The sequence below is a fragment of the Janthinobacterium fluminis genome, from assembly GCF_028595325.1.
Taxonomy (GTDB): Bacteria; Pseudomonadota; Gammaproteobacteria; order Burkholderiales; family Burkholderiaceae_D; genus Janthinobacterium; species Janthinobacterium fluminis.
Genome location: NZ_JAQQXR010000002.1, coordinates 625,005 through 640,014, shown reverse-complemented (window position 1 = coordinate 640,014; position 15,010 = coordinate 625,005). Strand labels below are relative to the sequence as shown.

The following is a 15,010-nucleotide window of genomic DNA, read 5'->3' as shown; positions in this document are numbered from 1 at the left end:
CAGGGCGCGGCGCCGCTAGCGCAGCGGCACCGGCTGGTTGGCCGGCACGGGCACGGCGGTCACGCTGTTTTTCGGGCTGCCGTCGATCAAGCGGTCGGAATACACGAGGTAGACCAGCGCGTTGCGCTTGGCGTCGACCATGCGCACCACCCGCACGTGCTTGAAGAACACGGAGGCGCGCTCGGAGAACACCTCCTCCTGCCTCGGCAGCTTTTCCTTGAATTGCAGCGCGCCCACCTGGCGGCAGGCCACCGACGATTCCGCCTTGTCCTCGGCCAGGCCGATGGCGCCCTTGATGCCGCCCGTCTTGGCGCGCGACAAATAGCAGCTGACGCCGCCGACGCGGGGATCGTCGAACACTTCGACGACCACTTTATGGTCGGGGCCGATCAACTTGAAGGCCGTGTCGACCGCGCCGACCGTTTCGGCCGCGGCCAGGCCGGCGCCGGCCAACAACACCGCCGAGCATACCGCTTGCACTACGCGCATACAAATCCTTGTCATGTGGGCCGATCAGTTAATCGGCGAAAAGCGCTGGACGACGACCCCGTCGACCTCGATCAGCTGAAAGAACACATCCTTCGGCCGGGTCCAGATGGAACCGTCGGCGGCCCGGTAGACGATCATCGGCGTCAGGTCCGATTCCTGGGTGGCTTCGCAGACGAGTTCGTAGACCCCGCCCTTATAGTGCCGGTAGCGCATGGCGCCGTCCCCTCAGCCTGTGGCATTCACGCATCGCTGTTATCGTCCGCCAGCGCCTTTTGCTTCTTCTTCAAGCCCTGGATGACTTTCAGGATGCCTTCCATGCCGGCGGCTCCGTCGAGATCGGTGAAGGCGTCCAGCACCTCATTGAGCACCTTGTTACGCACGGCCGCCTCGTCCGACGAGATGTCGGCCGTGCGCGTCGCGCTGGCCCGCGCGGCCTTGGTCGTTTTACCGGCCGTCTTGCCGTGCGTCAGCGCCGCCTGCCAGATTACCCAGCGGCGTTGCGTTTCGAATATCAGATACTCTTCGGGTTTATCTTCCCGGCGTCGCACAATGTGACCATCACGCTGCGCCCACGCTTCAAATGCAGTTCGCATTTTCTTCCTTTACAAATGCTACGCGCATGTCTCACTATTAAAACAGCAATATTTCCCAATAGTACCATTTATTAACGCTGCATAACACTTTCTGTCATGTAGTGTTGCGTTTAATATATAAAAAATGCGCGACCAACCGCGATCTATATTCAGTATATTTCGCTTTTGATTCAATGGTAATGTAATTTTAATGTTTTTATTGCAACCCCACAAGCTTGCAAGACACTTTATTACGCCAGTATTACATTCGTCGATATTTTAGTGGCATTCGGCATTGCCCAGCGAGAAACTTGCACGATTTTTGCAACAATACCCCCGTAGCAAGCGCTGGGCGGCAGGTAAAGCGGATCAGCTCGTTTCCTTGATCGGCAACATTGAATGCTGCCGCCCGCCAACTTGCCATGCACTGCATTTTATACATAAATTAACTCCCTACTGTAACTGTAGTTTCAATCGTGCGCCGGGGTCGGATGGGATGTGTGGCGCCGGCGCCGCCATGCGCGGCGGCGCGCCCGGACGGCGGCGCGGATTCAAGCGCTTTTCGCGCCAATCAGGGAATTGCGAGGGGAGGATGGAGAGGGATGGGCGAAGGCGGCGGGCGCCGCCGGCATGTCAGGCAGGCAGCGCGGCCTGGCGCGGCCACCCGGCCGCCCGCGCCAGGGGGCGGCGCGGCGCGGCGACGCCGCCGCCGACCCGCCAGCCGGTGTGCTCGGCGCAATGGTCCAGCGCCTGGCGCAGCACCGTGTCGACGCTGCGCAGGGAAATGCCGTGGCGCGCCGCCACTTGCTGGCGCGTCAATTCATTCAGCCGCAAACTCAGCAGCACGTCCTGGTGGCGCCGCGGCAGGCGCTCCAGCGCCCGCCCCAGCGCCGCCAGCTCGGAGCGCACTTCGGCGATGCCCTCCGGCCCCGGCGCGGCGTCGGCCAGCACGTCGAGCTCGGCCTCGGCCTCGCCCACGTACTGCCCGGCACGGCGCTGGCGCAACTGGTCCATCGCCAGATTGCACGCCACCCGGTACACATAGGCTTCCGGGCTTTGCACGGCGGCCGGCAAGGCCGCCTCGCCCAGGCGCAGCCAGGCGTCGTGCAAGCTGTCGCGGGCCTGCTCGGGACAGCCGAGGTAGCGCAACAGGCGCCGGTGCAGGCGCTCGTAGTTCGCCAGCAGGCAGTCGCGCAGCGCGACGCCGTGCTGGCCCGCGTCGCGCGGCGCGGTGGGGAAACGCTTACTCATGGCTTTGCCTCCATATGACATCGACACCCAGGCCCGGCGCGCCGGCCTTACTGGTCCTGCGCCAACTGGCGGCGCTGCTCCTCGCTCAGGCGCGCCACCTGCGCCGGGGCGAAATCCTGGCCCACGCCGACAAACTGCAGCACCCCCTTGCGGTCGTAAGGCAGGCCGCCGGACGGCGGCGCCAGCGCCGCCGACGGCGCTTTCGCGCCCTCCGCCGGCTCTTCGCCAAAACCGAGCACGCGCACCGAGAAGATCGACGGCAGCGCGGCGCGGGCGCCGGCCCGTTCGCGCTGCGTCGCCTCCTGCGCCGCCGCCGTCGCCTGGCTGGCGGCCGCGCTGGCGTTCGACAGCGCGGCGACGTTGACGACGGCCGCCAGCGGGATGCCGGCGGACTGGCCCTTGACCTGGATGTTGGCCGCGTTGAGCACCTGCTGGGCCGCCAGGTTGACGTTGCCGGAGACGCGGATGCCGGCCTCGCCCGCGTCGATGGTGCCCAGCGGCGCGATCAGGTCGATGTCGCCGGCCGGCACCTCGGGAATCGGCGCCAGCGTGGCGATGCCGGCGCCGGTGCTCGGCACGGCCGAGGACAGGGCCACATTGCCCCAGTTGTCGTAGACGCGCTTCGGCGGCGTGTAGACGACGCCGCTCTTGGCGCCGCGCCCGGCGTTGATGTCGCCCTGCCCCGACCAGCCCAGGATGTGGCCGCCGAAAGTGGTCATGACGCGGCTCTGCCCCAGCAGGATGCTGTCGCGCGCATACAACTCGACATTCCCGGCGCCCTGGGTGATGACGCCCGGGATCACGCCGGCCACGGCCTTGGGCGCCTCGCCCTCGGCGCCGAACACTTGCTGCCCGCCGGGCGTGAGCATCTGGATGGCGCCGCCGAACAGGGTGTTGACGCCGGCCGAACCGTACATCGTGATGTCGCCGCCGGGCGCCGCCGCGGCGCCGGCCGGGAACAGCGCGGCGATGGCGTTGCGGCCGCGCAGATAACTGCCGAAGCGCACGCCGCCGGCCTCGTTGTACTCGCGGCCGCCGGCCTTCAATTCGGCGAAATACACCTGGCGCAGGAAGATGCGCTGCTGCTCGGCCGGCAGCGCGCCGAAGAAGCCGGCCGCCGCCGCCGGCGTCGCGGCGGCGAAAGCATAGCGCTGGCCCAGCCACGCGGCCAGTTCCGCCTCGTAGGTCTTGGCCACCTTGCCGGCCTGGCCGGCCAGCGGCAAGCCGTCCTGGAGCCGGTTGAGCGGGTCCAGGTAGCGCGCCGCAAAGGCCGCGTAGGCGGGGCCGGCGGCGCCGACGCCGGCCTGCATGACGATGTCGGCGCCGGGCCGGCCGTCGCCCGCCACCACCGCGCCGATGCTGCTGACGGCGGCCCTGTCGTCCATGCGGATGTTGCGCCCGGCCGTCAGCTCCAGCGTGCCGGGGCCGGCCACCTGGAAGCTGCTGAACAGGATGTCGCGTCCGGCCGAGACGAGGGACACGTCGCCGGCCCGCCGGTGGACGAACAGGTTGCCGCTGCTGGCGCCGCCGCCGTCCACGCCATTGAGCGCGTAGCCGAGCACACTCGGCAACGACGTCGGCTGGTCCAGCGGCGTGCCGGAGTTGACGATGTCGCGCCCCGCCGTCATCCACACGGGGCCGGCGCCCTCGTACCAGCGCTGGCCGATGCGGTGGCCGCCGCTGAAGTGCAGCACCTCGCCGCTGCGCAGGCCGACGATGTCGCCTTGCGCCGCGTAGAAGCGCGCCGGGCCGGCCGTGCCGGCGGCCGCGCCGGACGCGCTGTCCGGCCCGAAGGCGAACAAGGGAAATCTCAGCCCGCCCGGCGCGACCCCGTCGCCGCTCAGATTGCTGACGATGATGGGCCTGTCGCCCTTCGTCCTGTCGACGCCGATGAAGGCCGGCTTGAACGGCGTCGGCAGGGCCGCCGGGTCGGCGCCCGACTGGCTCACCGCATAGCCGCTGGCATAGATGGAATCGCCGGCCAGCAGCTCCAGGCTGGCGTTGGCCGAGGGCGCCGTCAGCAGCGAATAGGCGGTGTTGTAGGGACCGTTCTGGCCCAGCGCGGAGCGGCCCAGGAAGATGCTGCCGTTGGCGGCCACCGCGCGCAACTGCGAAGGCAGCAGGAAACGGCCATCCGTCGGCGAATAGTTGTCGCCGGCCTGGGGCGTCGCCGATCCCCCCGTGCCGAGGGCGCCCGCCTGCACGCTGGGCGCCAGGCTGCCGCCGGCGGCCAGCAGGTCGATCGCCGTGCGCTCCGTCCACAGCGAGAACCAGCCGTTGGCGCCGTCGCCATAGTTCTTGCCGCCATAGGAAAACCCCTGCGTGTTCTCGGTCGGCACGCGGCCGGGGTCGCCGGCGCCGGCCAGCACCAGGTCGCCGCGCGTGTTCAGGCGCGCCGCCGCGTCGCCCAGCATCAGCGTCATGCCGCCGCTGGCCGTGCCCAGCGTCGACTTGAAGGGGTCGTAGGCGCGCTCTTCCTTGAGGTCGTTGGACAGCGCCCGCGCGCCGTAGTTGAGGGCGACGCCGCCCAGGCTGCCCGTCTGCAGTTGCAGCGCGCCGCGCAGATTGGCCAGCACGCCGTTCAGGTTCAGGTTCTGCACGCCGTAAGCGGCGGCGCCGCCCTCCCCCGTCCGATGGTAGTTGATGGCGCGCGCCTCCAGGCCGGGGTTCAGCGCGCCGCCGACGCGCACGTCCAGGTCGCCGCCGCCCGTCAGCAGCAATTGTCCGTCGGGCGTGACGCGGCCGCTGCCGGCCACGGCCAGCACCAGGCCCTGGCTGCGCGGCGCCGCGCCAACGGCGGGGTCGCCGCGCCGGCTCAGCATGCCGGCGTCGCCGCCCACCTCCACGCTCAGGTTGCCGCCGCCCAGCGTGGCGATGCCGGTGAAGCCCACCAGCATCGGCAGCTGGTCGATTTTTTCCTTGTCCTGGTAATAGATGTTGGCGCCGCCGGCCTCCTTGATATAGGTGCCGAAATTGATCCACCAACTGGTCGGCTGCGGCGTCACGCCGGCCGTCGCGCCCGTGCCCTGGCGCCACAGCCAGTTGCCCAGGTTGGCGCCGGCGCGCTGGATGCGGCCGTTTTCCGGCGCCGCCAGCAGTGCCGGGCTGAGGATGTCGCCGGTCAGGCTGGCGCCGGCGCGCACCAGCACATTGCCGCCGTGGTCGGGATACCAGGCCGCGTACTGGCTGCCCGGCGCTTCGTCGACCAGGCCCTCGTAGTCCTTGCCGCCGGCGCCGAGCACCGTCTTGCCATCGCCGGCCAGGCCGCGCGGCCGGTCGAAGGCGGCGCCGCCCAGCGAGGCGGTGGAGGTGCCGGCCGTGTAGAGGCCGAACGGCGACTGCATGGCGATATTGCCGGCGGCGATCAGGTCGAGGTCGCCCGTGCCGGTGCGCAGCACGCTGAAATGCTGGCTAATGGGCGAGACTTGCCGCAGCGGGCCATCCGTCTCCACTCCCGGCTTGCCGGGAATGAACTGGCCAACCAGGATGCAGACGCCCTCGTCGCCGCAAAAACCCTCCCATTCCGCGGTGACCGGCTTGCCGACCTCGAAACCCAGGTCCGCCCCCACCGGCCCCCACACATAGTTGACGCTGGTGCAGGCGTCCGGGCAATTTGCCTGCTCGCCCGCCGGCACCGGCGTGCCCGGCACGCGCCCCGGCCCGGTGGCGCCCTCGCTCCAGTACCAGGCGCCGACCCACTGGTCGGGCGTGCTCGGACCGATGATCTTCTGGTAGGTTTTGTACAGCGCGTAATGGTTGTCGGCCAGCGTCAGGTCGCCGTACAGGGCCGGCTTGAGGGCGCGCGGGTCGGCCGCCTGCGTGTCGGCGCCCGACACCAGGCGCAGCGACCAGGACTGCGAACCTTCCGGCAGCATGGCGGCCACGGCCCAGTTGCTGCCCTGGCGTGCGCCGTTGAGATGGCGCAGGGGCACGGACAGCGCACCGCCCGGCAGCCTGACTTCCGTTTGCGAGGGGATCAGCGCACCCACTTCCAGCGGCAAGTCGCCGGCCAGCAGCACGCCGCCCTCGGCCGCGGCGGCGCCGCCGAGGCTAGGCAGCGGCACGCCGGCCGGCCAGCGCAGCGCGGCCAGCGCCGCCGGATTCGGCAGCAGCGTGCCGGCGTCCAGCAGCGTGCCCTCGGGCAGCGTCACCGCCCGCTCGATCAGCGTGCCGGCAGCGTAGACGACCTTGCCGGCGCCGTCGCGCACGGCGGCCCGCAGCACCGTGTTGGCGGGCAGTTCCAGAGGCGCCGCCAGGGCGCCCTGGACGGGCAGCACGGTTCCCCGCAGCAGCGTGGCCGCCTGGATGGGCAGCGCGTAATTCAGCGTCTTCCCGGAGGGGAACAGGCTGCCGCCCGCCAGCACCACGCCGGCGCCCGGCACGACGACGTCGGCGCCGAAAGCCTGGCGGCCCGGCGTCAGCACCCAGCCGGCGTCGTCGGGCGTGGGCGGCGGCGGCGCGAAGCCGTCGTTGATGCTGCCGTAGACGGACAGGTTGCCGCCGGCGCGCAGCGTCAGGCTGCCCACTTCGCCCGAGCCGCGGGCCGCGCCCGGCTGCGCATGCGGGTTGACGCCGGCGTAGCGGTAGCCGGACAGGTCGAGGTCGCCGCTGACGACCAGGTCGCCCTCGGTGACGATGGCCACGCCGGGACGCAGGTGGAAGACGTCGGCGTAGGCGGCGTTGTTCAAGCCGGCCAGCTTGCCCTTCATCAGGCCGGCGTTGTCCAGCGCATTGTTGATGAAGCGCCCGCTCTCGGCGTGCTTGCGGTCCAGATAATCCTTGTCGATGAATTGGTAGGGGCGGCCGCCGGCCGCCGGCGCCGCGCCGGGGGCCGCGTCCGTATAGCGGGCCACGCCGTTGACGGCGATGGCGCGCGCGCCCTGGATGGCCAGGCTGCCGGCGGCGTCGATGGCGATGTCGCCGGCGCCGGGGTCGGCGGCGTCAAGGCGCGGCGCGTTCAGCTCCAGCGTGCCGCGGGCCTGGCCGTCGTGCCGGCCCGGCCCCTTGCCCGGCTGCGCCGCCGTGCCGTGGCGCAGGTCGATGCGGGCGCCGCCGGCCAGCGTCAGTTGGCCTGTGCCGGAATCGAGCTCGACCACGGCGCGGTTCGGCGCGTCGATGATCTTGCCGTAACTATCCACGCGCAAGACCGTGCCGTGGGCGTCCAGCACGCCGGTGGCGGCGATGGTCAGGCCGTGCTTTCCGGCCAGGCGGATGCTGCCGACCCGTTCGCCGCCGGCGGCGATGGTGCCGGCCACGGTCAGGCTGCCATTGTCGAGCGAGACGTTGACGGCGCCGGCGCGCAGCTCGTCGCCGATGCGCAGGTCGCCCTGCTTCAGCTGGAAGCTGCGCGCGCCGAACACGCCGCCCTCGTTCAGGCGCCGGTTCAGGGCGGCGAAGTCGCCCACGCCCTGGGCGCGGATGTCGACGGCGCCCGCCTTGTAGGACAGCAGCGTGCCGCCGGCATCGTACTGGCCGCTGCCGGCGCCGAGTATGCTGCCGTCCAGCGCAACCTGCCCGGCCGCCGCGTCCAGCGCCACCACCTTCAGGCTGCCGCCCTGGTTGTGCTGCGCCGACAGGTCGATGACGGCGCCGCCGGCCTGGCGGATGTTGCCGGCGCGGCTATCCAGGTTCACCTCGCCGCCCCAGCTGTACTTGGCGACGTCGTTGAAGGTCAGCTTGCGCCCGGAGACGTCGATGCGGGCGGCCGCGCCCAAGCTCAGGTCGCCCTTGGCGCTGAGCGTCAGCTTGCCGCTCGGCAGCACCACGGCGCTGTCGACGGCGATGCTGGCGCCGGACAGCGCCAGTTCCGCGCCCAGCGCCTCGCCGGCGGCGCCGGCCGGGGCCGCCGCGCCGCCCGGCGCGCCCGTGACGCGGATCGCGCCGCCGGCGCCGATGCGGTTGACGGAGCCGGCCGCGCCGGTCAGCAGCGGCGCGCTGATGTTCAACTGGCCGCCGCTGTACTGGAAGCCCTTGCCGGCCTCGTAGCCGTCCTGGCGCTGGTAGACGGCCAGGCTGCCCTTGTGGTTGGCGGTGATGCGCTCGCTGGCGCTGAGGTCGACGCTGGCGAAGCCCAGGGTCAGGCGGGCGGCGTCGGCCACGCCGTCCGGCTGCGTGTACGGGCCGTAGCCGAATTCGATGCGTTGCGCCTGGATGGCCAGGCTGCCGCCGCCGGTGCCGGCGCCGCCGGCGACGACGCCGGCCGGCGCGGCCGCCGCGCCGTTCCAGACCAGCGTGCCGGTCTGGATGCGCGCCACGTCGGCGCCGCCGCCGTGGCCGTAGATGGCCGGCGTCGTCAGCACCAGCCGCTCCAGCACGGACTTGCCGCTGGCGTCGAGCGTGCTGAGGCTGGTGTCGCCGTAGAAATTGAGCGAGCCGGCCGCCGTCAGCGACAGCGATTCCAGCGCCGGGGCGCCGGCGCCGGTGTCGCCGCGCAGCAGCCTGTCCATGATGCGCTGGTTCAGCGTCAGGCCGGCGGGCAGGGCCTGGCGGGCCGCCGCCGCGGCCAGCGCCTCGGCGCCGCCGACGTTGATGCCGCCCACGGCCAGGGCCAGGTGGCGGGTGCCGTAGCGCACGGCGTCGCGCAGCTCGAAGGCGTTGTTGGTGGCGAAGGCGATCGTGCCCTCCGAGTACAGCGCGGTGTCGCCGGCGCAGGCCGGCGGCGCGCATTGGCCGACCAGGATGCGGCCCGGCGCGCTGGAGCCGTCGGTTTCGGGCGCCAGCATCTGCAGGCGGGCGTTGGAGACGGCCAGCACGCTGCGGTAGCTGGGCTGGTAGACGAAGCCGTCGGCGGAATCGTAGGCGGCCTTGCCGCGGCCCAGCGTGTTGATCGCGGCGCCCTGCTCGACCTCGATGGCGCCGGCGGCGCCGCCGCTGACGAGGAACACCTCGGGCGCCGACAGCGTCGCGCCCTGGCGCAGCGACACCGTGCCCGCCGCCTCCACATAATCGCCGAAGCGCACGTAATTGCCGCCCTGGCCATAGGAAACCCAGGGGCGCGCGCCCACCGCCAGGCGGCTGGCGCCGACGGCGTTGAGGTCGTTGGCGCGCAGCGACACCGTATTCGGCAGGGCGCTGGCGCGGGCGCCGCCGGCCAGCACCTCGATCGCCATGTTCGAGCTGCCGATGACGGCGAAGGTGCCGCCGAAACCGCCGGCGCCGGCCTGGAACCTGGTCTTGCCGGCGTATTCGAAATCCAGCGGCGCGGCATTGCCCGGCAGCAGACGCAGCGCCAGCGTCTTGGCGTCCGCCTCCAGCGCCGCGCGCGGCACGCCGCGGCGCGCCGCGTCGGCGCGGACGAAGTCGGCGTAGCCCGTTTCATTGTATTGCGCATAGCTGCGCAGCACGGCGGCCGGCGTGACGATGAGCCGGCTGGGCAGCGCGTCGGCGATGTCCGTGCGGGCCACCGACAACTGGCCCGAGGTGCTCCAGGAACCGTTGCGCATGACTGCGGCGGGGCCGGCCGCGGCCGCGCCGGCCTTGCCGTTGATCTCGACGCGGAAGGCGCCCGGCAGCAGGGCATAGGTCGACGGCAGCAGCGTGTAGGTGCCCGCCGCCAGACCGGGCACGCCGGCGCCGATGCTGACCTGCTGGCCCGCCAGCGCCTCGGAGGCGCCGCCGGCCGGCGCGACGCCCACCTGGACGCCGGGGACGATGGCGTACACGGGGTTGCTGGCCAGTCCGGGCGTCGTGAAGCCGCCGTTCGCGCCGTTCTGCACCAGCGGATGGTAGCGCGCGTCGATGGAGCCGCCGCGCCCGGAGACGAAGGCGGCGCCCAGCAAGGCGCCGCCGCCGGACAAGTCCAGCACGGCGCCGTCGCGCACGTCCACGGCGCGGGAAATCAGGCTCAGCCCCTGTCTCAGGTTGTTTCCCTGCCCCGTGCCGCCAACGCCCAGCAGCTCGACCTGCGCGCCGTCGTACTGCCAGCTGACGCCGTCGATGGTGCCGCCATACGGCAGCGCCAGGCCGGCGCCGCTAACCGAGCTGACGCTGCCCGGCAGCAGGCGCAGCGCCTTCGTCGTGCGCACGCCGCCCGACTCCGTGCCCAGCGCGATGGCGCCCAGCGGCGCACGCAGCACGCCGCCCTGTTCGATGACGGCCGCGCCCAGCGTCAGGTTGCCGAACGCGGAATACGGCGCGGCCGGCTCGGCGGCGCCGCTGCGGCCTATGCTCAGCGTGCGCGCCGGGTCGTAGTCGAGGTTCCCCCCCACGTAACCGGCCTGCACGGTGGCGACGGCGCCCGTCGCCGGATAGAGCTGCGCCGCCGCCAGATGCAGGTCGGCCGGCGTGCTGACGAGGGTGTTGACGCCCTTGCCCGCGGCGGCCAGGAAGCGGATGTCGCCCTGGCTGAGCAATTCCACGCGCTCGAAGGCGCGCCGGTCGAGCTGTTGCTGGCCGCCCCCCAACGCCGGGATGGCGCCCTGCGTGCCGAAGCCGACTTCGTCGCGCAGGTCGAGCACATTGGCCGCCTCGACGCGCAGCAGGCCGGCCGGCGCCTGGCGGGAAACGCCGCCGCGGACGGCCGATGAAAACTGCCCATCCTCCAGCTTGTCGACGGCCACGCCGGCCAGGCGCACGGACGGCGCGGCCAGCGTGGCGCGGCTGCCGGCCGCGGCGCCGTCGGCCAGCGCGTAGGCGCCGGCGTACAGGTTCAGGCTCTGGCCCAGCGACAGCGCAAGGTCGCCGTCAACGCTGAGCGCGCCCTTGCTCAGCAAGGACAGATTGTCGAAGCCGCCCGCCTTGACCTGGTCCGCGCCAAGGCGGGCCTGGCCATACGCCAGGCTGGCCGCCGCGTCGGCGGCGGCGCCGCGCCGCTGGCCCAGGACCAGCTCGCGGGCCCGGCGCACCTGCTGCGGCGCGCCGCTGTCGTAGATGAGCGCGTCCAGCGCCACGGCCAGCGTGCCGCCCGCCGCGCCCTTGCCGCCGGCGTCGGCCCTGAGGGCGCCGTCCAGATAGAAGCCGCTGCCGGAGGCCAGCGCAATGCTGCCGCCGTTGCTGGCGACGACGCGGCCGCCCTGCCCCGGCAAGTCCAGCGTGGCCTGCGCGCCGGACGCGTCCAGCACGGCGCCCTCGCGCACGACGATGAACAGCTCGGAGGCCGTCGTCTTGCCCGTGGCGCGGTCGATCTCGCCGCCGACGACAATGCTGCCGCCGTCGCGCACCTGGCCGTAACGCTGGCCGCGCGCGGCCACATCCAGACGCGCATGTTCGCCGACCAGGATCGAGCGCCCCAGGCTGGCTGGCTGCCACACCCCCTGCGTGCCCGCCAACAAAGGCAGGGTGGCCAGCTTGATCTTGCCGCCCCAGGCGTTCAGCGTGCCGTCCACGTTCAACTGGCCGATGCTGCGCACCTCGATGGACTGGCCCGCATCGACATTGATCACCGCGCCCTTGCCTATCGACGCCTGCACGGTCGCGATGTCCGCCGGGACCGACAGGCGCGAACCGGCCTGCAGGCTCAGGCTCGCGCCCCTGCGCTGCGTCAGCACACCCTTGAGCGCATCGTCCTGGTACAGCGACGGCGTCCACAACGCCGGCGCGGCGGACGGACGCGCGCCGGCGTCGAAGCGGTAAACCGGCATGTCTACGTCGACGACGGCGCCCTCGGCCACGCTCAGACCGCGCGTGCCGGCCACCTCGTATGCCGAAAAACCCTTGGAAAAGAAATCGCGGGCCAGCGCCAGCGTGTCCGCTTCCGCCGCCCCGGCGGCGGCGCCGATCAGCACCTTGCCGGCCTGCAGCGACAGTGTGCCGCCGCCGTTCACGCCATAGCCGCGCAGCGCGCCCTCGAACACCAGCGCAGCCGTGCCGGCGCCGCCCTGGGCCTGCGCGTGCAGGTTGACGTCGCCGCCCCTGCCGCCCTGTCGCTTGCCGTTGGCCAGCAGCGCGCCGCCCGAGGCGACATCGACCAGGCTGCCTTCGGCCAGGCGCACGCTGCCGCCGCTGCGCAGCGACACGCGGCCGCCGTTCAGATACGGCAGGGCCGCGCCGTCGTCCTGGTTCAGTCCCGGCGCGCTCCACAAACCGCTGGCGTCCAGGGCCACGCCGCCGGCCACGCTGACGCTGCCGGCCGGCGCGCTCCTGTTGACGGGCAAATCGACGACGCCGCCGGAGCCGATCTGGCGCAGCACATTGCCCAGCTCGATACTGCCGGCGCGGGCCGTCAGGTCGGCCTCGACCGCCACCTGCTGGCCATACAGGGTGATGTTGCCGCCGGCCGCCGTTTGCAGCCTGGCGTTGACCTCGATCTTGCCGCTGGCGGCAATTTTGATGGCGCCGAGTTGAAAGCCGTTCAACTGCTCCGTGTCGAGGAACAGGCGGCCCTGGCGCTCGGCCGGCAGGGCCGTGTCCAGATCCAGCCCGGCGGCGACGCGCTCCTGCCCCGCGCCCAGCACGACGTGCTTGAGCGTGCCGGCATCGGCGCCCAGCGCATGCTGCAGCACGCCGCTGTTCTTCAGGAAGTAAGGGGTGTAACTGCCGACGACCAACTGGCCGCCCCGGGCCACCGCCTTCTGCGACTGCTTGTAGCCGTCCAGCCCGGCCTGCGCCGCCTGCGTCTGGCGCTCGCCCTGGAAGGTGGCGCTGGCGACCTCGCCCTCCAGCACCGCGTTTTTGGTCGAGACGAGCAGCGTGCCGGCGTCGCGTCCCACCGTATAGCCGTTCTCCAGGCGGCTCTGCGGCGCGATCAGCGGATTGGCGTAATGGGCGCTGGCCTTGTCGCCCCAGCGCGCATGCACTTCCTCGTAACCTTTATACAGCCCCGTGTATGGCAAGTCGCCGGACGCCTTCGACACCTCATGCAGGCGGCCGTCGGCGCCCTTCAGCCAGCTCTGCCTGACCGCGCCGCTTTGCACGTCCAGCGTGCCGCCGGACAGGTTGATCAGCGATCCCCGCTGGGTGACGAGGTCGCCGCCGGCGAAGCCGACCGTGCCGCCCAGCGCCATCCACTCGCCGATGCGGTGGCCGGCCGTGCCCAGGTAGCCGCCCACTTCCAGCAAGCCGCCGGCCGTGTACCAGCGGTCGCTGGCGTAGCCGTTGGTGCCGGCCGGGACGTAGACGAGGTCGCGCACGTCGACCCAGGCGTCGCTGCTGTTGAGGTTCTTGCTGTCGCGGTTGAGCGGCGAGTCGCGCTGCTCATTGCCCTGGATATTCACCTTGACGCTGTTCCCATCCATCGCCAACTTGACGCCGACGGCGCCCGAGACGTCGACGACGGCGCCGTCGCGCAGCAGGCTGCGGCGGGCGGCGCTGACGGCCAGCTGGCCGCCGGTGGCCAGCGTCAGCGAGCCGCCCTGGAAGTCGACCGTGCCGCCGCTGGCGACGTCGATGCGCGACTGGTCGCGGCGGTCGGCGCCGGCGGCCTCGATGTCGCCGGCACCGGCGTTCAACGGCGTCTGCAGGCCGGCGCGCTGGCTGTCCAGCGCCGTGGCGTCGGCGCCGTCGAGCAGGATGGCGGTGCGGGCGCGCTGGCCCAGCGTGACGCTGGCGGCGCCGTTCAGGTGGACGGTGCCGCGGGTGTTCACCGAGGTGCTGCTCAGGACGACGCCATCCTGGACGACGTCGCGGCCGGCCAGCGTGACGTCGCCGGTGGCTGCCTGGATCAGGCCCGTGTTGGCGACGGCGCCGGCCGCGCCGCCGGCGTTGGCCAGCACCTCGTTGCCGCGCGTGGTGGAGGTCAGGTTGCCGCCGCTGCCGACGCCGCGGCGGATGCTGAAGCTGTCGCCGGCGGCCAGCACGGTCTGGCCGTTCGGCGTCTGGATCGCGCCGGCGTTGTGCACCTCCGCGCCCATCAGCAGCACGTAGCCGCCGCCCTCGGTGACGGACTTCGGCGCGGCCGTGGCGATCTGCGCGCCGGCCTGGACCTCGACCTTGCCGAGCGCGTCGCTGAAGGTGGGCTGGCTGCCGGCCGTGTCGACGTACAGGCCCTTGTCGCGGAATTGCGCGTCGCCGATGGCGGCCGTCGAGACGAGCAGGTTGCGGGTATTCACCTGGCTGCTGCCGTGGAAGACGACGCCGTTGCGGTTGACCAGCATGACCGTGCCGTCGGCCTTGATCTGGCCCTGTATCTGGCTGGGGCGGGCGGACGGGTCGTTGACCTTGTTGAGCAGCGCCCAGTCCTTCTGCTGGACGAAGGCGACGGTGGTGTCGCGGCCGACGTTGAAGCTTTCCCAGTTCAGGATGGCCTTGTCGGCCGTTTGCCCGATGCTGACGGTGGTCTTGCCGCCGGCGACGCTCTGCACCGGCGCGCCGGCGTTGATCCAGCCGGCCGTCAGGGCATTCGTGTCGACCTTCAGGCCGCCGTCGGCCAGGCCATCCGGCACGGCCGGGCCGCCCGTCGCGGCCAGCCGGGCCGCCGCCTGCGCCGCCTGCTGGGCGGCGATGCCGCGCGCGGCCAGGTTCAGATTGTTCAGGGAACGCTGCAACTGCTCGCCGGCTTTTTGCTGCTGGGCCAGCGGCCCGGCCTGGCCCGGCAGGGGCTGGCCGCCGGGCAGCCGGCCGGAGGCGCCGGCGGCGTTCTGCACGGCGCCCTTGGCGGCGAACCAGGCGCCGCTGAACGCCTGCTGGGCGCGCACGTCGACCATCGCGCCGCCGGCGACGAGCATCAGGGCCACCGCCTGCGCCAGCGGCGCCAGCCGGAACGGGCCGTCAAGCGCCTGGATGGATGACCGTTGTTTGCCGCTGCGCCCGCATGTATTCATTGA

At 71.9% G+C, this 15,010-nt stretch carries 5 protein-coding genes; all 5 read right to left on the bottom strand.

The features are described 5' to 3' along the window. Window positions 1-15: 15 nt before the first annotated feature. The gene (locus tag OIK44_RS08685; protein WP_273670328.1) at window positions 16-489 is read right to left on the bottom strand and encodes a CreA family protein; all 474 of its coding nucleotides are present in this window, start codon (window positions 487-489) and stop codon (window positions 16-18) included. Window positions 490-513: 24 nt separating this feature from the next. Beyond that, window positions 514-702 (bottom strand): DUF1653 domain-containing protein, encoded by a 189-nt coding sequence (locus tag OIK44_RS08680; RefSeq protein ID WP_273670327.1) that lies wholly within the window; start codon window positions 700-702, stop codon window positions 514-516. Between the two features lie 26 nt (window positions 703-728). Continuing rightward, window positions 729-1,082, bottom strand: coding sequence for a phiTE_015 family protein (locus tag OIK44_RS08675; RefSeq protein WP_273670326.1), 354 nt, complete (start codon window positions 1,080-1,082; stop codon window positions 729-731). 612 nt (window positions 1,083-1,694) lie between these two features. After that, window positions 1,695-2,312 (bottom strand): sigma-70 family RNA polymerase sigma factor, encoded by a 618-nt coding sequence (locus OIK44_RS08670; RefSeq protein ID WP_273670325.1) that lies wholly within the window; start codon window positions 2,310-2,312, stop codon window positions 1,695-1,697. A 47-nt stretch (window positions 2,313-2,359) separates the two neighbouring features. Next, window positions 2,360-15,007, bottom strand: a complete 12,648-nt coding sequence (locus OIK44_RS08665; protein ID WP_273670324.1) for a filamentous haemagglutinin family protein — start codon at window positions 15,005-15,007, stop codon at window positions 2,360-2,362. Window positions 15,008-15,010: the final 3 nt, after the last annotated feature.

Bases quoted from the DNA above. Each gene is read 5' to 3' on its own strand.
- OIK44_RS08685 (WP_273670328.1), bottom strand. From the start codon at position 489: ATGCGCGTAGTGCAAGCGGTATGCTCGGCGGTGTTGTTGGCCGGCGCC.
- OIK44_RS08680 (WP_273670327.1), bottom strand. From the start codon at position 702: ATGCGCTACCGGCACTATAAGGGCGGGGTCTACGAACTCGTCTGCGAA.
- OIK44_RS08675 (WP_273670326.1), bottom strand. From the start codon at position 1,082: ATGCGAACTGCATTTGAAGCGTGGGCGCAGCGTGATGGTCACATTGTG.
- OIK44_RS08670 (WP_273670325.1), bottom strand. From the start codon at position 2,312: ATGAGTAAGCGTTTCCCCACCGCGCCGCGCGACGCGGGCCAGCACGGC.
- OIK44_RS08665 (WP_273670324.1), bottom strand. From the start codon at position 15,007: ATGAATACATGCGGGCGCAGCGGCAAACAACGGTCATCCATCCAGGCG.